This window comes from Collinsella aerofaciens (assembly GCF_015557435.1).
In the GTDB taxonomy this organism is placed as follows: Bacteria; Actinomycetota; Coriobacteriia; order Coriobacteriales; family Coriobacteriaceae; genus Collinsella; species Collinsella aerofaciens_Z.
This window is the reverse complement of record NZ_JADNOH010000057.1, coordinates 23,477-46,038: the sequence shown is the minus strand read 5'-3', so window position 1 is coordinate 46,038 and position 22,562 is coordinate 23,477. Positions and strand designations below refer to the sequence as shown.

At 61.4% G+C, this 22,562-nt stretch carries 20 protein-coding genes and 1 pseudogene; 3 read left to right on the top strand and 18 right to left on the bottom strand.

Annotation, left to right across the window (positions count from 1 at the left end):
* Nucleotides 1-9 precede the first annotated feature (9 nt).
* The 14 genes from brnQ to glp form a co-directional block, all read right to left on the bottom strand.
* A complete protein-coding gene (brnQ, locus tag I2G43_RS05445; RefSeq protein ID WP_195535386.1) occupies nt 10-1,368 on the bottom strand; it encodes a branched-chain amino acid transport system II carrier protein in 1,359 nt (452 codons plus the stop codon).
* Nucleotides 1,369-1,445: 77 nt separating this feature from the next.
* Nucleotides 1,446-2,585 carry an aminotransferase class V-fold PLP-dependent enzyme gene (locus tag I2G43_RS05440; RefSeq protein WP_195535385.1) on the bottom strand — a complete coding sequence of 380 codons (1,140 nt, stop codon included), beginning with the start codon at nt 2,583-2,585 and terminating at the stop codon, nt 1,446-1,448.
* Nucleotides 2,582-2,833 (bottom strand): DUF3343 domain-containing protein, encoded by a 252-nt coding sequence (locus I2G43_RS05435; protein ID WP_195535384.1) that lies wholly within the window; start codon nt 2,831-2,833, stop codon nt 2,582-2,584. The genes I2G43_RS05440 and I2G43_RS05435 overlap by 4 nt, the downstream gene beginning before the upstream one ends.
* Nucleotides 2,834-2,852: 19 nt before the next feature.
* Nucleotides 2,853-3,479: a sulfurtransferase-like selenium metabolism protein YedF gene (gene yedF, locus I2G43_RS05430; RefSeq protein WP_195535383.1), complete on the bottom strand. Its 627-nt coding sequence runs from the start codon at nt 3,477-3,479 to the stop codon at nt 2,853-2,855.
* Nucleotides 3,480-3,539: 60 nt separating this feature from the next.
* Nucleotides 3,540-4,589 carry a selenide, water dikinase SelD gene (selD, locus tag I2G43_RS05425; RefSeq protein WP_195535382.1) on the bottom strand — a complete coding sequence of 350 codons (1,050 nt, stop codon included), beginning with the start codon at nt 4,587-4,589 and terminating at the stop codon, nt 3,540-3,542.
* A complete protein-coding gene (locus I2G43_RS05420) occupies nt 4,582-5,814 on the bottom strand; it encodes a glycosyltransferase family 4 protein (RefSeq protein WP_195535381.1) in 1,233 nt (410 codons plus the stop codon). Before I2G43_RS05420 ends, selD begins: the two co-directional genes overlap by 8 nt.
* 12 nt (nt 5,815-5,826) lie before the next feature.
* Nucleotides 5,827-6,591, bottom strand: coding sequence for an acyl-CoA dehydratase activase (locus I2G43_RS05415; RefSeq protein WP_195535380.1), 765 nt, complete (start codon nt 6,589-6,591; stop codon nt 5,827-5,829).
* Nucleotides 6,592-6,691: 100 nt separating this feature from the next.
* The gene (locus tag I2G43_RS05410) at nt 6,692-7,855 is read right to left on the bottom strand and encodes a double-cubane-cluster-containing anaerobic reductase (RefSeq protein WP_195535379.1); all 1,164 of its coding nucleotides are present in this window, start codon (nt 7,853-7,855) and stop codon (nt 6,692-6,694) included.
* Nucleotides 7,856-8,009: 154 nt separating this feature from the next.
* A complete protein-coding gene (locus I2G43_RS05405; protein ID WP_195535378.1) occupies nt 8,010-9,293 on the bottom strand; it encodes a double-cubane-cluster-containing anaerobic reductase in 1,284 nt (427 codons plus the stop codon).
* Nucleotides 9,294-9,722: 429 nt separating this feature from the next.
* A complete protein-coding gene (locus I2G43_RS05400) occupies nt 9,723-10,793 on the bottom strand; it encodes a sulfate/molybdate ABC transporter ATP-binding protein (RefSeq protein ID WP_195535377.1) in 1,071 nt (356 codons plus the stop codon).
* 3 nt (nt 10,794-10,796) lie between these two features.
* Complete coding sequence (gene modB, locus I2G43_RS05395) at nt 10,797-12,062, bottom strand: molybdate ABC transporter permease subunit (protein WP_229071603.1); 1,266 nt, start codon at nt 12,060-12,062, stop codon at nt 10,797-10,799.
* A 245-nt stretch (nt 12,063-12,307) separates the two neighbouring features.
* A complete protein-coding gene (modA, locus tag I2G43_RS05390; RefSeq protein WP_195535376.1) occupies nt 12,308-13,180 on the bottom strand; it encodes a molybdate ABC transporter substrate-binding protein in 873 nt (290 codons plus the stop codon).
* 204 nt (nt 13,181-13,384) lie between these two features.
* Nucleotides 13,385-13,864: a MogA/MoaB family molybdenum cofactor biosynthesis protein gene (locus tag I2G43_RS05385; protein ID WP_195535375.1), complete on the bottom strand. Its 480-nt coding sequence runs from the start codon at nt 13,862-13,864 to the stop codon at nt 13,385-13,387.
* Nucleotides 13,865-13,874: 10 nt separating this feature from the next.
* The gene (gene glp, locus I2G43_RS05380) at nt 13,875-15,137 is read right to left on the bottom strand and encodes a gephyrin-like molybdotransferase Glp (protein WP_195535374.1); all 1,263 of its coding nucleotides are present in this window, start codon (nt 15,135-15,137) and stop codon (nt 13,875-13,877) included.
* 211 nt (nt 15,138-15,348) lie between these two features.
* Here glp and I2G43_RS05375 point away from each other — a divergent pair, with 211 nt between their 5' ends.
* Together I2G43_RS05375 and I2G43_RS05370 are read left to right on the top strand one after the other, a co-directional pair.
* Nucleotides 15,349-16,770 (top strand): chloride channel protein, encoded by a 1,422-nt coding sequence (locus I2G43_RS05375; protein ID WP_195535373.1) that lies wholly within the window; start codon nt 15,349-15,351, stop codon nt 16,768-16,770.
* An 86-nt stretch (nt 16,771-16,856) separates the two neighbouring features.
* On the top strand, nt 16,857-17,819 hold the full coding sequence (locus I2G43_RS05370) for a diacylglycerol/lipid kinase family protein (protein WP_195535372.1): 963 nt from the start codon (nt 16,857-16,859) through the stop codon (nt 17,817-17,819).
* Nucleotides 17,820-17,906: 87 nt separating this feature from the next.
* On the opposite strand, the pseudogene I2G43_RS05365 reads toward I2G43_RS05370, so the two are convergent.
* The 4 genes and pseudogenes from I2G43_RS05365 to I2G43_RS05350 all read right to left on the bottom strand — a co-directional run.
* Nucleotides 17,907-18,215, bottom strand: a pseudogene (locus tag I2G43_RS05365) (peptide chain release factor-like protein); the annotation flags it as partial.
* Between the two features lie 156 nt (nt 18,216-18,371).
* Nucleotides 18,372-18,950: a xanthine phosphoribosyltransferase gene (locus I2G43_RS05360; RefSeq protein WP_195535371.1), complete on the bottom strand. Its 579-nt coding sequence runs from the start codon at nt 18,948-18,950 to the stop codon at nt 18,372-18,374.
* 157 nt (nt 18,951-19,107) lie between these two features.
* Nucleotides 19,108-20,412, bottom strand: coding sequence for an MFS transporter (locus I2G43_RS05355; protein ID WP_195535370.1), 1,305 nt, complete (start codon nt 20,410-20,412; stop codon nt 19,108-19,110).
* A 141-nt stretch (nt 20,413-20,553) separates the two neighbouring features.
* Nucleotides 20,554-21,837: an O-acetylhomoserine aminocarboxypropyltransferase/cysteine synthase family protein gene (locus I2G43_RS05350; protein WP_195535369.1), complete on the bottom strand. Its 1,284-nt coding sequence runs from the start codon at nt 21,835-21,837 to the stop codon at nt 20,554-20,556.
* Nucleotides 21,838-22,070: 233 nt separating this feature from the next.
* On the opposite strand from I2G43_RS05350, the gene I2G43_RS05345 reads away from it, so the two are divergent.
* The gene (locus tag I2G43_RS05345; RefSeq protein WP_117635734.1) at nt 22,071-22,517 is read left to right on the top strand and encodes a C-GCAxxG-C-C family protein; all 447 of its coding nucleotides are present in this window, start codon (nt 22,071-22,073) and stop codon (nt 22,515-22,517) included.
* Nucleotides 22,518-22,562: the final 45 nt, after the last annotated feature.

Genomic DNA, 22,562 nt, shown 5'->3' with positions numbered 1-22,562 from the left:
GCAGAAACCCTAGCTCCTCGAATGTGTGACAAACTGGCTATGAACCAGACCGATCACAAACGCCACCACAGCAACCGGCGCCCACGCAGCACCGATATCTGCCAGCGGCAACGCATCGAACGGCAGCCACGCGCCCGCAAAGAACGCATCGCGGACCGAGGTGATCACACTCTGCACCGCGACAACACCGCCGACCCAGACCCACACCTGCGGATGCGCGTCGCAAAAGCCGTGCATCAGGCCCATAAGTACCAGCACAATGGCAACGGGATACAGGGCATTAAGCATGGGCACCGAGAACATAAGGATCACGTCGAGGCCCACGTTGGAGAGCACGCACGAAAACGCCGCGAACACAAAGGCGAGAATCGCGAAGGGACGGCGCATGGCCTCCTCGGAAGCCTCCGCTCCCCCTTCGACCACATACGTCTCGCAGAAGTAACGCGAGCAGCAGCTGATGAGGCCGATGCACACGTTCATGCAGGCGAGGAAGAAGATCGCAAAGACCACGACCGTGCCGGCTAGGCCAAAGTGCATGGAGGCCGAACGGGCAAGGATGGCGGCGCCGTTGGTGGCGTCGGGCATAACCGTGCCGAGCTGCATGCCGGCAAGCGCCAGGCCGCAGTAGATGATGGCCATGAGCACGCCGGCGATCACACCGGAGCGCGAGATCTCGAAGGCCACGCGCTTATCGTCGGTAACACCAAGCTCATGGATGGTCTCGGCGATGATGATGCCAAAGGCGAGCGACGCGAGCAGGTCCATGGTCTGGTACCCGGTCAAAAAGCCTTGCACGGCAGCGCCCGCATCGTAGGGAGCCTGAGGCGCAGCAGCCGGTCCCAGCGGCGAGATTACGGCAGCACCCACAACCAGCACGATGAGCGCAATGAGCGCGGGGCCCGTAATGCGGCCGAGCACGCGCGTGATGACGCCCGGACGCAGCGTGAGCGCAAACGCGACGACAAAGAAGCCAACGGCAAACACCAGGCGAGCCGTGCCAAGCGAGACGCCCTCGGGCAGCAGCGGCACCAGCATCTCGAAGGCCGTGGAGCTCGTACGCGGAATGGCCAGGCACGGGCCGATCGCTAAATAGACCGCCGCGACAAAGAACTCACCGAACTTGGGGTGCACGCGGCCGGCAAGCTCGCGCGCCGTTCCGGCAAGCGCCACGGCGATAAAGCCCATGACGGGCAGGCCGATGGCGGCGATGAGAAAGCCGAGCATGGCGACCGGCGTGGCAGAACCTGCCTGCAGCGCCAGCAGTGGTGGAATAATGAGGTTGCCGGCGCCAAAGAGCATCGAGAACAGGGCGATGCCGACGGTGACGACATGGTCGGAGCGCAGACCGCGCGGCGCGGATGAGGCCATAGACACACCTTTCGGGTCGAAACAAAAACGGGACGGGCAAAAACACCCGTCCCGCAAGTATATACGCTCTAGCAGCTTTAGCAGGCTAAATCGCACAGAGCATCGATAGCCGTGTCGACTTCTTCGGTCGTGTTGAAATACCCAAATGAGAAGCGGACGACGCCCTGGCGCTCGGTTCCCAGCGCACGGTGCATGAGCGGGGCGCAATGGGCGCCGGGGCGCGTCGCAATCCCCCACCCTTGCATGAGCGCATCCGAGATCTCGGCAGAATCGATATCGCCCACGTTGAGCGACACAATCGCAGAGTGCGTCGGCTGGTCAAAGGCACCGTAGAGCTTAATCCCCGGAATCTCGCGCACGCCGGCAAGGAAGCGATCGGCAAGCGCACGCTCGTGGGCAGCAATCGCCTCGACCCCTCCCTGGGTATCGATAAAATCGAGTCCAGCGGAAAGACCGGCAATACCATGGCCGTTAAGTGTGCCCGCCTCCAGGCGCGTCGGCCACTCATGCGGCTGCAGCGCATCGAAGCTGTGCACGCCCGTGCCGCCCATGGCCCACGGCGCTACGTCGACGCCCTCCGTCACAGCCAGGCCACCGGTGCCCTGGGGACCCATCAGCCCCTTGTGGCCGGTAAAGCACACGATATCGAGTCCCATGCCCTGCATGTCAATCTGCGCCGTACCGGCAGACTGCGACGCATCGACAATCACCAGCGCGCCGACGGCGTGTGCCATAGCCGCCACGCGCACGATATCGACCGCATTGCCGGTCACGTTGGATGCTTGCGTCACCACGACGGCGCGCGTACCCGGCGTCATCAAGCGCTCAAGCTCGTCATAGTCGAGCACGCCGTTGGCGTCGCATCCGGCATGCTCAACGGTCACGCCCCGCTCAGCCGCAAGACGATTGAGCGGGCGCAGCACGGAGTTGTGCTCGAGCACCGTCGTGACCACGCGGTCGCCGGGGCGCACCACGCCATTGATGACGGTGTTGAGCGCCGCGGTGGAGTTGGGCGTAAAACAAACATGGTCAGCACGCGGGCAGCCCAACAAGCGCGCAAGCTTGGCGCGGCAGCCGTGGATGGTACGCGCCGCATCGAGCGCACCCGACGTGGCACCGCGCCCGGCATTGCCGAGCGAGCACATAGCCTGCGTCACGGCATCGATGACCGTTTGCGGCTTATACATGGTCGTCGCCGCGTTATCCAGGTAGATCATCGCACGACCTCCCACATGTCGATCACCGTAAAACCCTCGGTGGGGACGCCCGCCGCGGAAAGCTCGCCGCGCAGCAGGCCCTCATCCGAAGGCAGCGCCTTCCACGCCAAGCCGCAGCCGGCAGCGACCTCCCCGGGCACGGGAATCGCGCGCCCGGGAAGTCCGCGCTCGATGCATAGGGTCTCGCACCCCATGGCGGCCGCCGTGGTGGGAAACGTGATGACAAGCGCCGGGCGCTTCTCCCTCATGGCAACTCCAACCAATACGCTACGGGCGCACGACGCGCACGGCCTGCTCCATCTTCTCCACGATCACGTACATGTTGGTGACCTCGCCCACAGCAAGCTGGTCTTTAATGCCATAGTGGTCGAGGCAGGTACCACAGGTAAGGATCTCGACACCCTGCTCGGCCAGACCCTTCAGGTCGTCGAGTACCGGTGAGCCCTCGACAGTGAGCTTGGCGCCGCCGTTGTAGAACAGCATGGTCGCGGGCAGCTCCTCCTGCTGCGTCACGGCGAAGATAAACGCCTTCATGAGCTTGTGACCCAGCTCGTCGTCGCCACGGCCCATGCAGTCGGTGTAGACGGAAATGACGAGCTTGCCCTTGCCGGCGCTGGCATCACAGAAGGCAGCGCCATCCTGCTCGGGATCAGCCACGGCAACGGCGCCAGAGGTCGCCACGGTCACGTGCCACTCGGCGTCAGAAACCTTCTCGACCGAGGCCGCGCAGCCCTTCTCCTGCGCCATCTTGGAGATGTTCTTGACGGCGGTCTCGTTATCGACCGAGGTCACGACGGCGCCCTCGCCGTCGAGCTGCTTCAGAGCCTTGAGCGTCTTGACGACAGGCAGCGGGCAGGCATCGCCCATGGCATTGACTTCAATTTTGGTAGACATAGTTACATCCTTTCAAAAGGGACCGCCCAGAACAGTAGCCAGTCGCATAAACAGTTTTCCTTAATGCACAACGCGAACGGCAGAACCGCCCGGCACCGGCTCGCACACGCGGCCGACGACGGAGGCGATACGTCCTTCGGCATGCAGACGGCGCGCAAGCTCATCCACATCGGCAGCAGGCGCCGCGATGAGCAAGCCGCCCGAGGTCTGCGGATCGTACAGCGCATCCAACATGCCCGGCTCCAGGTCCTCGCCGGCAGCCACACGCGGGCCAAAGAAGTCCTGGTTGCGGTAGGAGCCCGCGGGGATAATGCCCAGGCGCGCCATGTCGAGCACCTGATCAAAGAGCGGTACCGCTCCCGACGCAAGCTCAACCTGCACGCCCGAGCCCTCGGCCATCTCGCACGCGTGCCCGATCAGGCCAAAGCCCGTGACATCGGTGCAGCCGTGAAGCTCAAGTCCCTCGGCCAGACGAATCGGCGCCTCGTTGAGGGTGCGCATCGAGTCAAACATGACTGCGGCCTCGTCCTGCTCGATGAGCTCGCCCTTAATGGCGGTGGTGATGATGCCCGAGCCGATCGCCTTGGTCAGCAGCAGAACATCGCCCACGCGTGCGCCGCTATTGGCGAGCATGCGATCGAGCGGCACAAAACCGCTCACGGACAGACCGTACTTGGGCTCGTCGTCGTTGATGGTGTGGCCGCCCGCGATGGAACAGCCGGCCTCGACGCACTTGTCGGCGCCACCCGCCAGGATCTGCCCCGCGACCTCAACGCCCAGGCAGCTGGGAATGCACAGCAGGTTCATGGCATGGCTCGGACGTCCGCCCATGGCATAGATATCCGACAGCGAGTTTGCCGCGGCGATCTGACCAAACAGGAACGGGTCGTCGACCATCGGCGGGAAGAAGTCGATGGACTGCACGAGTCCCAGGTTTTCGCCAACGCGGAAGACACTCGCATCGTCGGAGGCATCGAATCCCACGAGCAGGTTGTCGTTATGCACATTGGGTAAGTCGCCCAGGACCTGGGCGAGGGCTCCAGGAGCCAACTTAGCGGCTCAACCGCTCGCGGCGGTCATAGACGTGAGCCTAATCTGATCCTTATCCATCGATACCTCCTTTCAAGTTTGACAACTGCTCCAGTATACGCGCCCAGCAGGCATCCCACGAAACCGCAGATGGGTCAAAGGACGAGATGGGTTCCGCGAGCGACCGAGCCACGGCATCTGCCAGCGCATGCTCAAACCGCGGACAATCGAGCACATCGGGCGTATCGACATCCGTCATACGCGGCGGCGTCACCCACGTCACGGGCGCGCAGGGCAAGGTAGCCTCGATCCACGGTCGCACGCCGGGCAGATCGGTCATAACGACCTTGCATCCGCAGGCCATCGCCTCGATCGGCACCAGCGGTAGGCCCTCGTAAAAGGACGGCAGTACAAACACCTCGGCCTCGCGATAAGCGCGCACCAGCTCATCGCGACTCAGACGACCGGCGAGCTCCACCGGCACGGGAGAATCCCGGGCGGCCCGAGCGATGCGCTCATACTCATCCGTATCGCCATGGCCTCCCACCAGCAAAAGCCGACTCGGGCGCACCTTGTACGCCGTATCAGAGTCCTCGCCAAAGCGCCCCATCGCGCGCACGAGCGATTCGACGCCCTTCTTAACGCACACCTTGCCCACAAAGACAAGCGACCCGGTAACCTTTGCCGCCTGCGCATCACGGCAAAACACCCAGTGGTCATAGCCCGTACCAATCACATGGATACGCGACTGGTCAACGCCATAAACGCGCTCGATTTCCTCGGCTTGCTCGGCATGAAGCGAAAAGACGGCATCGAGGCAGCGGACCGCCGTGACAATGCGATCATGGGCGAGTCCATGGGTCAGCATCTGCCGAATATCGGTCGAATGGCACACGCCGCACACGGGAATCCCCCGCACGCGCTCGCGCACCAGGGCGCACAGCAGGTACAAGTGGTGGCAGATGATGGCATCGGGATTGAAGGCGGCGACGGCACGATCGATTGCCGTGCCAAAGGCCCGCTCAAAGGCCGCCGCCATCGCAGGCGTCAGATCGCGGTAGCGTGTCGAGGGATAGGGCATAACGTCCGACATGCCGCAGATGCGAAACGGCAGCTCGGGCGTCTCGAACGGCACCGTAAACACATGCGCGGCGGGATCGAGCTCCCCTTGTGTGTCACCAGGAGCCGCGCCGCAAAGCACCGCCGCCTCGTGGCCCGCCGCGATCTGCGAAGCCACCAGTGCGGCAAGGTAGGTACCGCTTCCCGTGCTATCGGGCTTTTGCGCCGAGATGTTGAGGATGCGCATGAACCCGACCCCTTACGCGAGTGCCTGCGCGCGAATCGCCGCGCCGATCGCACCGGCAAAGCGAGCCTGGGGCGAGGTGGTCACCGGCGAGCCCAGCAGCGCTCCCAGCCGCTCCACAACGTAAGCGTTCTCGCACAGGCCGCCGGTCAGGTAGTACGGGGCGCCCGCTGCCTGCCCGGCCATAGTCGCCACGCGCGACACGACGCTTTCGATCACACCGCGCGCGATATTCTCGCGCGGCTCGCCACGACCGATCAGGCTAATGACCTCGCTTTCGGCAAACACCGTACACATGCTGCTGATCTTGGTTGGCTCACCAGAGCGGGCGAGGTCTGCCATCTGCTGCTGAGAAATGCCCAGACGATCGGCCATGATCTCCAAAAAGCGCCCCGTACCGGCAGCGCACTTGTCGTTCATGGCAAACTTGGCCACGCGGCCGCCTTTAAGTTGGATGACCTTGGTGTCCTGGCCGCCCACGTCGATCACGGTGCCGTGGTCGCCAAAGAGCGCCACAGCGCCGGTGCCATGGCAGGTGATCTCGGTCACGACCTTGTGCGCATAGGGCACGGCGACACGGCCGTAGCCGGTCGCGATCACGCGCGCGTCGTCGGCGGCTACGTCGTAGCCGGACGCAGCAAGCTCGCCGCGCAGGCGCTCAGCCGCATCGACCGACGAATAGCCCGTCGGCATAACGCAAGTCCACGCAATGGCACCCTCACCATCCACCACCGCAGCCTTCGCAGCCGTCGACCCGATATCGATCCCGATCCCCATCATGGCTCTCTCCCAATCTAAACATTAAAGGTAGCGGCGCGTTCAGGCGCCTTGGCATCCTCCCTCACATGTGACAAAGGGACAGTCCCTTTGTCACATTCTCCTACAAGGTCTCGATAAAGGCGGCGATTCGGGTCTCGATCTGGCCCATGTCACCGTTGCTGTAGTCGGTCTCGATCTTCATATACGGAATACCCGCACCCTCGACAACCTCCTGCATTCGCGCACTCTCCACGTTAAAGGTGTGGCAGGCCTGCAGCACGCTCTCCACCACGCCATCGACGTGGTACTTCTCGCACATGGCCAGCGTGTTTTCCATACGACCGTCGTTGGGCGTCATGACCGAGCAGTTGATATCCAGGTAGCGGTCGGCGATGGCGCGCAGGATGTCGGGAGCCTCCGGGTCGATCATCATGGCCGCCGTGCGCTCGCCCGAGCAGTCGTCCATGCACACGACCACACCGCCGTTGGACTCGATGGTGCGACCGATCTTGTTGATCACGCCGCCCACCGGGCAGCCGGTGATCAGAATGCGCTTGGCATCCACCGCGACCGGGCGCTCGCCCGCGTCGTAGGCCTCGCGCAGCTTGGCGACCTTTTGCTCCAGCTGCTGCGTATAGGCCTCGATGTCGAAGCTGAACGTACCGGCAAACATGGTGCTCATCAGGTCGACGCCGCTCATGGCCGCCGGCTGGTTAGCCTGCAGTGCAAACATCTCGAGCTGGGCCGCACGCAAGCGGTTGCGACGACGGACGGCAGCGCGCAGGTCATCGTCGGTAATCGTGATGCCGTAGAAGCCCTCGAGCTCCTCCTTGAGCAGGCGGCACTCCTCGTACCAGCCTTCACGCTCGTAGGCACGATCGCGACCCTGCGGAAGATGCAGAATGTGCGTGCGCTTGAGCTCGTTGAGTAGCTCGTACATCTTCTTCTTGCCGTCGCAGGTGGTCTCGCCGATGATCATGTCGCTAAAGTACGTAAACGGGCACTTTTGCGAGTAGGCAAAACCGTAGGTCGACTTGATGAGCGGGCACAGGTTTGCCGGCAGCACCTTCTCGGCCTCGGGAATCACCTCATCGGACGTACCGCACAGAGCCACGCTCGCAGCCCCCGCGGCATCGATAATCTCGAGCGGCGTATAGCTGCACAAAAAGCCGACCAGGCGATTACCCGCCTGCTTATAATCCTTGACGCGAATAAACGCCGCCTTGCGTTGCTCGTTGAACTCCTCAAACGTGGACGGCAACGGCTGCTCAATATTTTCCGACATATAACTCCTTAACAAACCTTTTAACCAACCAAGGAAACGGCTTTCCCAGGTGCCCGAGGTTGCCGTGAAAGAGGAGCGTCGCGTACTTTGGTACGCAAGCGACGGTTTGAACAGCAAGATCGGGTGCCCGGGGAAGCCGCCGGGACGAATAGTCCTAAATGGTTTCCAAGAAAGCCTCAATCCTGGTTTGCAGTTGGCCTGCATCCTCGCCGGCGTAGTCGGTCGTGATGTGCATAAATGGAATGCCTGCCTCCTCGGCGGCCTTCTCCACGGCAAACGACTCCATCTCGTAGAGCGTGCAGAACTGCAGGGCCACGTCGACAATGCCGTCGGCATGCAGGTTCTTGGCCATCTGGACAATGTCTTTCATACGCTGGTCGTTGGGCGTAAAGACAGCACAGTTGATCTTAAAGTAGCGCTCGGCGATAGCATCGAGCATCTCGTCAACCGTCTCACCGGACTCATCGACCAAGTCCTTGTAATAGCGCGAACCCGTGCAGGACTCCTCGCCCACCACAACGCCGCCGGCCTTCTCGATGAGGTTGAACAGCTTCCAGTTGGGCACGGCCATGGGCGTGCCGGTGTACAGGATGCGCTTGGTCCCCTTGGGCGCCACGCCCTCGCCGGCCTCGACACGCTGCTCGCACTCAGCCGCCATATCGTTGATGGCCCCGGTCAGACGCGGCGTGTCGTCCATAAAGGCGGCCTGAACGGTCAGCAGGCTGTCGAGACCGCTGATGGGCGCTGGGTCGGCAGCGCGCGTGGCAGCGAGGCGCTGCAGGGCGCGACGCTTCTCATTGACGGCGTGGATGGCGGCTTTCAGACGCTCAGGCGTAATCGTGACGCCGCACTCTTCCTCAATCTTGGCGGCGAGCTTCTTGACCTCGGCCTTCCAGGTCACAAGCGTCGACTCGTCGTGTACGTTGGGAATATCCATGACGTACATGTTCTTTTGCGTGGCAAAGAACTCGTAGGCTTTCTTCTTGCCGTCGCAGGTGTTCTCGCCTACCACCAAGTCACTCGACTCAATGTAGGGGCAGACCTCACCCAGCTTAAAGCCGGCAAAGCTCTTGATGAGCGGACAAGTGTTGCGCGGCAAGTGCTCCTCGACCTTGTCGGTCGCCCAATCGGCACCCGAGCACAGACCCACGGGGATACCGTCGCAGGCGAGCACAATCTCCTCGGGCACGTAGACGCAGAAGCTGCCCACGATCTTGGTGGCCTCGCCGGCCTCCTTCTTGTCGAGCATCTCCTTAATACGGCCGCTGTGGATGTTGGTGGCGACAAAATCCAGGTAGGACGTGGACTTGGGGCGATTGTTCTGCGTCAGGAACATATCGCCGTACATCTGGCCCACGGCGCCCAGCAGCATGTCGTGGTCGGCAAGATTCATGCCGAGGCTCTCCCACATCGGATGAAAATCGAATTCTTCAGCCATAACGGTTCCCCTCTCGAACCAAAAACGGATAACAGCGGTATCGATGCACGACGGACGGCGATTGCCCGACCGTGCTCAAACCCGGAATTTTAGGGAACCTGCTTTGCGGTCGATTATTTAGTTGTGCGTCGTCTCTCCCGGAGCCGTGAACATACCTGCTCATATGCGACTCCGAGCTATATACAGGGCGCGCGCGGCAACGCGGCGAATATATGTCGTCTGCGGCATGTGCGCACCCTCCTTTACAAGTTGAGGTCAACTATATCAACGGTCATCGACCATGCGAACACCGTTGACATTCGTACGACAGCGTCGTGTGCCGTCGTTTAATAAATAATTATCTTGATTGATAAGAGTTTGTCATCCTTCATTCGGCGAACGGCAAGACAAAGCCGCCGAGGCTTATATCCCCGACGGCATTACCCGGCGCTATCGACAAACCAAATGGATCCTGCTGGCATCAAAATGCATGCGCAGCGTCTCGCCTGCTTGCGGCAGCTCGTCGACAGGCATGCCCACTTTGTTGACCTTCCACTGCAGGCGCGTCGGCGCATCGACACGTGGCACGTCCAACAGCACCAAGCGCTCAAAACGCGAATCGCTCACGCGAGCCACATGCAAATCATAGCTGTTGCGGCCCCGCTCAGCACGGTTGTCAACATGGAAGTAGCTCGCACGAATACCCAGGTACGCCACGTTATCGGGAACCTCACGGCCCACGTTGAAGGTCATGCCCCAGTCGAGGGCCTCAACTTCTTCGTCGCCGATCTTGCGCGCGCAGCTCGTATTCTTGCAGCCCGTCAGGCGCAGCGCAGCCAAGGTTTGCGGCCGGCGGACCACGTCCTCGACGGAGCCGATCTCCTCCACATGCCCGTTATGCATCACGCAAATGCGCTCGCACAGGCGGCATGCCTCGTCAATATCGTGGCTCACGTAGAGCACGGTACGGTTACAGACGTCGAACAGGTCGAGCATGTTCTGCTCAAGCGCGCTCTTGAGATACGCGTCGAGCGCGCTCATGGGCTCGTCGAACATAAAAATGCCCGGGTGTGCCGCCACCATGCGAGCAAGCGCCACACGCTGCTGCTGGCCGCCCGAGAGGCGCGCGGGGTAGCGGTCGGCAAAATCGGCCAGACCGAAAATGCCCAGATAGCGCTCGGCGAGCTTTTTGCGCGCGGCGGCGTCACCCGCATCCTTAACACCGGCGCAAACGTTATCGGCCACCGTCATGTTGGGAAACAGCTGATAGTTTTGGAACAGCAGGGCGCATTTTCGCTCCTGGGGCGACAGGTTGATACCCGCCGCCGAGTCAAAAAAGGTCACGCCGTTGACGACGATCTTGCCCTCGTCGGGTGTCTCCACGCCGGCAATGCAGCGCAACGTGCAGCTCTTGCCGCAACCCGAGGCGCCCAGCAGCGCCACACGCTCCTCGCCGGCATCGAGCTGAATGTCGAGGGTAAAGCCCGGATAGCGCTTTTTGATATCCAGAACGAGCGACATGGCTTATCGACCTCCCTTTGCGACCGCGCCATCGCGCATAAGCTCGGCCAGCGCCTCGCGATCGATACGCAAGGCATCACCGCCCACCGGGTCAAGCGAATCGCCCTGTCCGGCGAGCTCTTTGGCCTGCTTGCGCTCCGCACGGGAAAGGCCCCGCTCGCGATACTTTTGAGAATGCGCCGTGTACATGTTGATGAATAGGATGACCAGGAAGCTGAACGCTATTACGACCACGACCCAGAAGAGAGCCACCGACGTATTGCCGCCCATCCACTCAAAGTAAATCGCAATGGGAATGGTCTGCGTAATGCCGGCGTAGTTGCCCGCAAAGAACAGCGTGCAGCCAAACTCGCCCATCGCGCGAGCGAAGGCGAGCACCGTGCCCGCCGCGATTGAGGGCCAGCCAAGCGGCATCATGAGCTTGGCAAAGATGCGTCGCTCGGACCATCCCAGCGTGCGCGCGGCGTCGAGCATCTGCGTGTCGAGGCTATCGAAGGCTCCCAGCGCCGTGCGGTAGACCAGCGGAAACGACACAACGACAGCCGAAATGACCGCCGCGGGCCAGGTAAAGACGATCGAGATGCCGTGCGCGATGAGCCATTGGCCCACCCCGGTCGAGCGGCCAAACAGCATGAGGAGCAGAAAGCCGCAGACCGTGGGCGGCAGCACCATAGGAATCGTAAAGACCGAATCGAGCAGGCCCTTGATGCGACTCGAGGTACCCATAGTCTTCCACGCGGCAAACAGGCCCAGTGCAAAGGCAATCACCAGGGCAAGGCCGCTCGTTCTGATAGACACCCAAAACGGGCGGTAGTCGATGCCGCCTAAATAGGAGGCCAGAGAGGTCAAGGGCCCCTGCTCATCCCGCAACACGACAGACGATGCCTCTACCATTTGAGCGCTATCAAGCCAACGCGCGCCGCCCTTGGCATCACCCGAGGCCGATGCAATCACCACATAGCGGTCCCCATCCGCACCGCGCTCGTCAAAGCCATAGGTATAACCGCCGGCATCAAACGTTGTTTCCGCCGTAACATACCAAGGAAGATCAACGTCCCCTAGCTGCGCACCTCCCATGGAGTTTGCGCTGTCGAGCTCGCAGACGAGGGCCTTGAGACCCGATACGCACTCGTTGTCCTGCGGATCCAATCCATACTTCTCGGCCGCCTTGGGCGATATCCACACCACAACACGATCGGCAGCAGGCGCCACTACAAGGTCCACGTCCTCGTCAACGGGAAACCGGTAGCCCTCAGGCTGGCCCTCCATGGCACGAGCAGTCCCCTTGGCCAACCGCTCAAAACCCTCGATCCCATAGGAAAGCCCATGAGCGGTCGCAGCAACCTGAGCCCCGTCCTCAGCGTCCCCAGCAACCGCAAATCCCGGCACCCAGCAAAGCGCGAGGGTCAAAGCACAAGCGACAAGTATGCGGAATCTATTAAGCACGAAAAGCTCCAAGCGAATACAAGGACGGAGTGAAACACAAAACGATGGAATTATCGCGCCAAGCCGCACTACGCGGAAAGCTCAAAGCCGTACTTAGCCCAAATCTTCTGAGCCTTCTTGTTGGACAGGCAAAAGTCGATGAACGCCTTAGCCTCGTCGGCATGCTCGGAGCTCTCGGCAACGGCGCCCGGATACACGATGGGCTTGTGCGAGTCCTCGGGGCACACGAAGGCCTCCTCGATGCCGTTGTAGCGGTAGATGTCAGAGCTGTAGACAAAACCGGCAACGCAGTCGCCTGTGGACACATAGGCGGCGGCGGTACCAACTTTGTCTGCCAGTGCGACCTTGTCGGCGATCTCGGGCGCATACTCGCCGTCGTCGCCCTCGGTGCCGGTATAGAGGCCCACAGAAGCCAGCGCCTGGTTGGCGTACTTGCCGGCAGGAACGGTCTTGGCGTCGCCAATGGCGATCTTGCCGTCCAGATTCGCGACGTCGGCGATGGCCTCGACCTTGGTGTCGGAGCCCTCGGCACGAATGATCACGAGGTCGTTGACGAACATATCCTCACGGGTGTCGGCATCGACGAGCTCGGCGGCCTCGGCGTCGTCCATGGTGCCCTTGGAGGCGGTGATGAGCACGTCGACCGTGGCGCCAGCACGCATCTGCTCAACGAGGTCGCCAGACGCCTTAAACTGCGTGTCGGCAAAGGCGGTGCCGGTCTGGTCGGTGTAGAGCTTCTGAACCTCGGGCAGAGCCTTCTCGAGCGAGTTGGCGGCAAAGACCTGCATCTCGACAGCCTTCTTGGACGAAATCTTGGCGGAGCCGGCATCGGAACCGGTCGACTCAGGCTCCTTGTTTCCGGAGCAGCCGGTAAGACCAAGGCCGGCAGCGGCGACAGCGGAGAGTGAGACGAATCCGCGGCGAGAAACCATATCGAACATGTTCAACCCTTTCGGACCTTGTGCCCGGGTACCCCACCGCGGGCTTTATTCTGTAATTAGATTATACTTCGATGCGAATAATGATTATGAGAAATTATTCTCGTCTGAGAATATAGTTTCAAGCATGCCTACAGAATGCCGTCCCCTTGGGCGCAAATAAAAGGCGGAGCAGCCGTTCAGGTCGCTCCGCCGCAGGTAAACCGCTTAGTTGGTATGTCCGCCGCCCGCTGTCATCTGAGCCGCATGCTCCAGCTGGTCCGCTATGGCCTCCCAGCTTTCGCGGGCGGCCTTAGTAGAACCGGGAAAGTTTACGACAAGTGTATGACCTCGTTGCATGCAAATAGCGCGCGAGAGCATAGCGCGGCGCGTCTTGGTCATCGAGTACGCACGGATCGCCTCGGCAATACCCGGCACCTCGCGATCGCAGACGGCACGCGTCGCCTCGGGCGTCACATCGCGCATCGAAAGCCCCGTGCCGCCGCAGGTGAGCACGACATTGGCGTGGCACTCATCGGCGGCTTCCACAATAGCATCACCGATCTCGCTGACGTCGTCGCGCACGACCACATGTGAGACGACCGTCCAGCCCTGCGCCTCGATAAGTTCCTCGAGTGCGGCTCCAGCCTCGTCCTGGGCAAGGTCCCGCGTATCCGAACACGTCACGATCGATATCTTCAGCTCCATAGCATTCCTCCTACAACACGGCGCCCTCAGGCAGGTCGACACGCACGACATCCACGACGTCGCCCGCCTTGAGCTCACACGGACCTTCGTCAATACGCAGCAGGCAGTTGGCCCGCTGCATCGTGCCGAGCAACGCCGAATTCTGCGTCTTGGCCTCGGTCACCAACAGCTCACCGGTCTCGGAGTCGCGCAAAACCGTGGCGCGATCGAAGAAGCGGCGATGCTGTCGCTTTTTCACGCCGTGCGTGAGCGTCGCCTGCTGCACGGGACGCGCCCCCTCGGCAAAACCGCGCATCTTGCGAATCGCCGGGCGCGCGAGCATCTCAAAGCCCACATACGCCGCCGCGGGATTGCCCGAAAGCCCCAGATACGGCTTGCCGCCGAGCAAGCCAAACGTGATGGCCTTGCCCGGACGCATCGAGATGCGGTCAAACAGCACCTCGCCCTCGCGCCGGACGAGCGCCGTCACGAAATCGTAATCGCCCGCCGAGGCGCCACCGCTCGTAATGACAAAATCGCACTCCTGCACGGCACGATGCACCAGCTCGGCAATCGCCTGCTCATCATCGGGCGCAATGCCGTAGAACACGGGCTCGGCTCCTGCATCGAGCGCCTCGGCCATCAACGCCGACGAGTTGGAATCGCGAATCTGACCGCGCGCCGGTACCTTACTCGGCGTGACCAGTTCCGTCCCCAGCGAGATAATGCCCACGCGCGGAGAAGCATGGACCTTCACGCTCGCGTAACCGGCGCTTGCCAGCAGGCCAGCGCCGGCCGGGGCCACAACCTCGCCGGCACGCATCACGACGTCGCCGGCATGGGCCTCCTCGGCGGCAGAGCGAACGTTCTCCCCTACCTTGGCAGGCGCCGAGAACCTCACACGCGAGCCCTCGTTGCCGTCGCCATCGAGCACGTCGACGATCTCGTATTTCACCACGGCATCGGCACCTTCGGGTACCGGCGCGCCCGTCATGATGCGGACCGTCTCGCCCGCGCCGATTGTGCCCTCAAACACATGGCCCGCAGCCTCGTGTCCGATAACGTCGAGCGTCACCGGCGCCTCGCCAGATGCCTGCGCCAAGTCCGCCGAGCGCACGGCATATCCGTCCATAGCGCTGTTGGCAAACGGCGAGATGTCGATATCGGCCACAGCATCCTCTGCCAAGGGAAGACCGGCGGCCTGCCACACGGGAATCTCGACGACTTCGGTGCGATTCACGTGCGACAAGACGATCGCCTGCGCGTCCTCCAACGGAATGAGTTTCTCAGCCATATACACCTCTAGCATGCTGCGGCGCGCAACAAAAGCGCCGATTCTTTATGTTTCTCTCAGTATAATCCCTCGACGCGCGACCGCGACTTGGCCTGTACCCGCAAATACATCTGTCGGCCGCAAGCCGCGAAACAAAACCAAAACCAACCTGCCGGTTTGTCACGTATGGCACGTTCTATAATGCTCGTGTTGCAACCCAAAAGAGGAACGTATGGCTTTTACCGACAAACCCGAAAGCGCAAACGAGGCGCAGGATCATTCCCAGTCGCTCGACGACGGCGGCTTTTTCTCCCTTAATGACGTCATCATGACAGGCAGACAACAGCTCACCCGCTCCGAGCATCTCTTGGCTGCCGACACTCGCCGCAACGCCCGCAACCTACTCGCGAGCGCCAAGTTGCTCGCGCTCGTCGTCATCGTCTCGCTCGCCATGGGCGTTGCCGCTTGGGCGTTTTTGGCCTCGCTGAATATCGCGACCGACTATCGCGAGCACCACGCGTGGGTCTACGCATTGCTCCCCGTTGTGGGCATTGCCACCGCATGGGTGTACAAAAACCACGGCCTTGCTGCCAAACGAGGCAACAACCTGGTCATCGACTCCGCTCTGGGCACACGCCTCATCCATATGCGCATGGCCGTCCTCACCTTCGTCTGCTCTACGCTCACGCACCTAACGGGTGGATCGGCCGGTCGCGAGGGAGCCGCGGTGCAGATTGGCGGCACCATCGCCAGCAACATCTCGAACCTCGCCCACCTCAAAAAGCATGACCACCACGACCTCATGCTCGCCGGCATCTCGTCGGCCTTTGGCGCCGTATTCGGTTCACCCCTTGCTGGAGCTTTCTTTGGCATGGAGATGTGCTTTATTGGCAAGATCGACTACACCGCGGGCATCTACTGCCTGGTCGCCTCGTTTACCGGCTACTTTACGTCGCTTGCCTTGGGAACCGAGTACGAGGCGAATGTCATCGCCAGCGTTCCCAACATGACACCACGGACGGTTGTCATCGTTGTTATCAGCGCCATTATTTTCGGCCTGACGGCACGCCTCTTTGCCTGGTCGGTTCGAACCGTCAAAAGCCTGTACAGTCGCTTTATCACCAATTACCTCGTCCGCGCACTCATAGGCGCACTCGTGGTTTTGGCCGCCTATGCCCCCCTCGACGCCTGGAACTACGCCGGCCTTTCCACGTGGCTTTCCGGCGCCGGATTTGCAGGCAACACCACCCTGGCGGACGCAGCCATCAAGTTGGTCGTCACAGCGCTTACCCTGGGCGCGGGCTTCCAAGGCGGCGAGGTCACGCCCCTGTTTGGCATCGGTGCGGCACTCGGTGGCTGGATCGGTTGCCTTACCGGGCTTGACCCCAGTTTTCTGGCGGCTCTCGGCATGCTCGGCGTGTTCTGCGCCGGCCTCAACGTGCCCATCACCACCTGCATGATGGCCATCGACCTGTTCCACGGCACGGCCGCCGGGTTCTTTGTCATCGTGGCCTTTATCAGCTACCTAACCGGCGGACACCGCGGCGTGTACCCTGCCCAGCGCATCATCTCACCCAAGCGCCGTTCGCTTATTGTGGATGAGGGCGGTACGGTAGCGGATGCTATCGAGCGCCACAACGACCTGATAGAGTAGATGTAATAATCGCCGTGCAGCCACAATCGGGGGCAATTCGACCTGAGCGAGACCGCACCGTCATGCCACACGCCGGGAGTCGCCCCATGCACGCAACTGATTTTGGCCGCACGCTCATCATCGCCAACCCCGCCGCCCAGTCGGGCGCCGCGCGCGAGGTTGCCGAGCGCCTGCAGCGCTTTTTGGATATGACCGCGCGCGCATCCCAGTTTGACCTGGTGCTAACCGAGCACATGGGACACGCCAAGGAGCTTGCCGCACAGGCTCAGGGCTATCGCACCGTTATCGCACTCGGCGGCGACGGCGTGATCCACGAAGTCGTCAACGGGCTTATGACGCAAAAGGAGGACGCCCGCCCCGCTCTTGCCGTCCTGCCCGTGGGCTCCGGCAACGATTTTGCCCAGACGCTCGATATCGAAGATTTCTCCGGCAAGGATTTTGGCGCGCTACTCACCTGCGAGCTGCAGCGTCAGGACATCGGGCGGATTCGCTCATGGAACCCCGCAAGCGGCAGCGGCGAGGCGATCGTCGAGTATTACGACCAGACGCTCTCCGTCGGTATTGATGCCGCCATCGGCCTTGGCACCACCGAGCTGCGCAAAAAGACCGGCTTGACGGGCGCGCCGCTCTACACCCTTTCGGGACTTGAGCAGTTTGGCCTGCGCTATCGCAGCTACCCCATGACAGTCAGCTTTGACGGCGCGCCCGCCGAGCGCGTGAGGGCGATCATCATGGCGATTCAGCTTGGTCCTACCTATGGCTCGGGCTATCGCATCTGCCCCGATGCCGACCCCTGCGACGGCATGCTCGACGTCTGCTACGCCCGCGGCCCCGTCCCTCGCGCGGTAGCCCTGCCTATGTTCCTTTCGGCCAAGGACGGCCACCATACCAAGTTGCCACCGGTTCGCATGCGCCGCTGCCGCCATGCCGAGCTAACTTTTGAGGAGCCCGACTACCCCATCCAGGCCGACGGCGAGCCCATCGTCGCCTCGCGCATCGAAGTCGACATCCTACCCGGCGCCCTCCAAGTCTGGCACCCAACCCGCTAACCCCACCTAAGTTGCGGTGAAATAGGGACTGTTTATGCAGTTAAAGCCGCGAAACAGTCCCTATTTCACCGCAACTTATTGAGAAGATCATTCCTCCCCGCCCGGCTTGCGACGGTTAGCCTTTTTAATCGCATTGAAGTGCTTGTCGTTGAGCCTGCGCTGGCGCGATCGCTGGGGCACTTTGGTCTTGACGCGACGGCGCGGCGGACGGCCACGACGCTCAAGCTCTGCGCGCAGCTTACGCAGGCAGCTCGCGCGATTCTGAAACTGACTACGGCTCTCGCGCGCCGTCACAACAATCCCCGTGGGCCCATGCTTCATACGCACCGCCGAGTCCGTCGTGTTCACGCCCTGCCCGCCCGGACCCGTCGCACGAAACACCTGCACCTCGCAATCGCGCGCCAACTCCTCGGCCGACATCTCGGCATAGCGCGCATACTCGCGCCATTCCATCTTGTTCTCGTCCATATCAGCACCTCCCCTCATACAAAAAAATGTGACAAAGGGACAGTCCCTTTGTCACATCGCATACCAATCGCTTGTGTTGCGCGCTTAGGCGAAGGCGATCTCGCCGTTCTCGCAGTCCATATCGGCGATACGGGCCAGGCTCTCAACGCGGAAGCCGCGCTTACGGAGCTTATCGCCGCCGCCCTGGAAGCCCTTCTCAACGGCGATGCCAATGCCGGCAACTTCGGCGCCCGCAGCCTCGCAGATCTTAATAAGGCCCTCAAGCGCGCAGCCGTTGGCCAGGAAGTCGTCGATGATCAGGACCTTGTCGCCCTCGGACAGGAAGCGCTTGCCGACGATGACCGGGTACTCCTTCTGCTTGGTAAAGGAGTAGATGGTCGTGGCATACTGCTCGCCGTCGAGGTTGATGGACTGCGCCTTCTTGGCAAAGACCACCGGCACGCCGCCAAAATGCTGGGCTGCAATACAAGCCATGCCAATGCCCGAAGCCTCGATCGTCAGGATCTTGTTGATCTCGACGCCCTCGAACAGACGGGCCCACTCGGCGCCCATGTGGTCGAACAGCTCAACGTCGCATTGGTGGTTGAGGAAGGCATCAACCTTAAGGACGTTACCGGCCTTTACGATGCCGTCATGGCGAATACGATCCTCAAGCTCCTGCATGGCGCAACCCCTTCTCGCGGCAACGATACCGCGCGATTAATAAACGTTGTTCGATAGTCTACCACGGACCGACCCCCGCCCGCCCCACAAGCCGCATCGCACCACAAACCAGTCTTTTTGGGACGGCGCGAATCGTGGCAGACAGCCTCCCAACACGCTAATGGCGGGCGCGCATCTTCACCAAACGCACCATGGCAAGCGCAAAGCCCACGGCGGCCACAGCCATAAGCACGTAGAACACCGAGCGAAAGCCGAATAGGAATACATCCGGACGGCCTGTAACAAAACTGGTCACGGCCTCGCCCATCGCCACGCTCATCTGCCCATAAAGGATATGCGAACCTGCCGTAATACCCAGCGCCATACCCGCATAGCGCGCCAGACTACCCAGGCTGCCCGCAAAACCGAGCGCCTCGCGCGGGGCCGAACCCATGTACAGCGAGTTGTTGGGACTCTGGAAAATCGACGTGCCACACGACATAAACGCGACGCAACGCACGATCACAGGGATGGAAGAGTGCTCGTCGAGCGTGCTTACCGCAAAAAGACCGCATACGTACACGCCTAGGCCGACCGCCGTGGGGCCCTCGCAGCCAACACGGTCCGAAACCGTACCCGAAAGCGGGCCGATAAAGGCATTCACCATCGGCAACGCCAAAAAGAGTAGTCCAGAGATGTCGGAACCAAAGCCGTGGGCGTCCTGAAAATAGAACGGCAGGATAAACTCTGATGCGCCAATACCAACGAACACGATGAGCATGCAGGCGAGGTTGATGGTGAAGGCCGAATTTGCAAAGCAGCGACGAGCAGCCTCGATCAGGGACATGGGGCGCTCGCCAGCCTCCGGCTTAACATGTGGCAGCGTATAGAGCCCCACGATAAACGAGATGACGCCAATGGGCAGGTTGATGAGGAAGATGCTCTCCCAGGGAAAGCTTGCCACCAGCATGCCGCCCAGCACGGGGCCACACATCATGCCGAGGGCCACGAAGGTCGCGAGAATACCCATGGCACGACCGCGCTCGCGCGCCGGAAACGACTCGGTGATGATACCCATGTTGTTAGCCATGGCCGCCGCGCAACCGACGCCCTGAACAATGCGTGCCAGGATAAGAACCTCGAGCGAGGCCGAAAGGCCGCACAGCAGCGAACCGACCGAAAAGACGGTGACGCCCAGCTGAAACACATTCACCTTGCCGCGCACGTCGCCCAGACGGCCAAACGGCAACATAGCCACGCACGTCGCAAGCAGATACACAGAGCTTACCAGCTGAATGCGATCGAGGCCCACGCCCAGCTCCTTTTGCATCACGGGCAACGCCACGGTCACGACGGTCGAATCCAGACACGACATAAACGTCATGATGAGCACGGTAAACAGAATCGCCCATTTGTTCTTGCCATGGGTATCGCCCTCAAGGGCAATGTGCTCGCGGCGCAGCTGCTCTGCAGTTTTCTCCATATCCATCCTTTCGAGTGGTGCAACGCAAAAACGGGGCCCCAATCGCCTGCGAACAGTCGCGATTGGGGTCCCGCCTACGGAATCGGAACTATATGTCACCGGAACCCCAAGAGGCTCCGTCGCTTCATACGAGAAGCTAGCCTAGCACTGCTCGAGCGCCTGCTCAAGGTCGGCAATCAGATCGGCCGTGTCCTCGAGGCCGCACGACAGGCGCACCATGTCGGCGGAGATGCCGCAGGCGATGAGCTCCTCATCGTTCATCTGACGGTGCGTGGCGTTAGCGGGATGCAGGCAGCAGGTGCGAGCATCGGCCACATGCGTGGCGATCTGGGCGAGTTTAAGGCTCTTCATAAAGGTCTCGGCCGCCGCGCGACCACCGTTAAAGCCAAAGCTCACGACGCCGCAGGTACCGTTGGGCATGTACTTCTGAGCGATGTCATAGTACTTATCGCCCTCCAGGCCCGGATAGCTCACGAAGCGTACCTTGGGATGGCTCTGCAGGAACTTGGCAACGGCCAGGCCGTTCTCACAATGACGCGGCATGCGTACATGCAGGCTCTCGAGCGAGCTGTTCAGGAAGAAGGCCGCCTGCGGGTTCTGCATGGGGCCGAGGTCGCGCATGAGCTGCGCGGTGGCCTTGGTAATGAAGGCACCCTCGCGACCGAACTTCTCGGCATACGTCACGCCGTGGTAGCTCTCGTCGGGCGTGGTGAGACCCGGGAACTTATCCGCATGGGCCATCCAGTCAAACTGGCCGTGGTCAACGATCACGCCGCCCAGGTAGGCAGCATGTCCATCCATGTACTTGGTGGTGGAGTGCGTAACGATGTCGGCGCCCCACTCAAAGGGACGGCACATCACGGGCGTCGGGAAGGTGTTGTCGACCATCAGCGGCACGCCGTGGTCATGCGCGGCCTTGGCAAAGCGCTCAATATCGAGCACGGCAAGGGCGGGGTTTGCGATCGTCTCGCCAAAGACGAGCTTGGTATTGGGCTCAAAGGCTGCCTCGAGCTCCTCATCTGTGCAGTCGGGGGCGACGAACGTGCAGGTCACGCCCATGCGGCCCATGGTGTGGGCGAGCAGGTTATACGTACCGCCGTAAATGGCAGAGCTCGCGACCACATGATCGCCGGCACCGACCACGTTAAAGATCGCGAGGAAATTCGCAGCCATGCCCGAGCTCGTGAGCATCGCAGCGGTGCCGCCCTCCATCTCGCAGATCTTGGCGGCAACCAGATCGCACGTGGGGTTCTGCAAACGGCTGTAGAAGTAGCCCGACTCCTCTAGGTCAAACAGCTTGCCCATGTGCTCGGACGTGTCGTACTTCCACGTGGTGGACTGGTAGATGGGCACCTGGCGCGGCTCCGCATCGCCCGGATGATAGCCGCCCTGAACGCACGTGGTACCGATAGTCTGCTCGCACATATCCAACTCCCTTACTTGGGTTTTGTTTTATTCGGTTCACAATACCGCTACCCCGCACCCCTCTCAACCCATCCCGCCGATAGGTTATGGGACAAATTAATCAGGTTTATTTGTCCCAAATCTTAAGAAAGTGTTCGATGGCGAAAAACAATGAGATATGCACTGCGGTCTCGATAAGCGAATGCGCCAGCAAGGGTACCATAGGCGGGTACACCGCAATCAAGGAGACACCGATGAAGCAGATTGATACCACTCAGCTCAACACTGCCACCTGCCAGGCTCAGGCTGCCGAATACCACGCCCGCGGCTTTAACTGCGCGCAGGCCGTCGCCTGCACGCTCGCGCCCGCCGTCGGGCTCGACCCCCAGGTCGCCTTTACCCTCACCGAGGGCTTTGGCGCCGGCATGGGCGGCATGACCGAAACTTGCGGTGCCATCTCGGGCGCCGTGGCCATCATGGGCTTTGTAATGAGCGATGGCATGGAAAACCCCAAGACCAAGGGCCAGACCTACAAACTGTCGCGCGAGATTGCCAAGCGCTTTGGCGAGAAGAACACGACGACCGTCTGCGGCACGCTCAAGGGCATCGGATCGGACAAGGGTCCGCTCCGCAGCTGCCCCGGCTGCATCGACGATGCCGTCGAAATCGCCTGTGATGTACTAAAGCAGCTCGCCGAGTAAACGGCAGCGACATAAAACGACGGTCGGTGTGCTTGGGATCCGTCC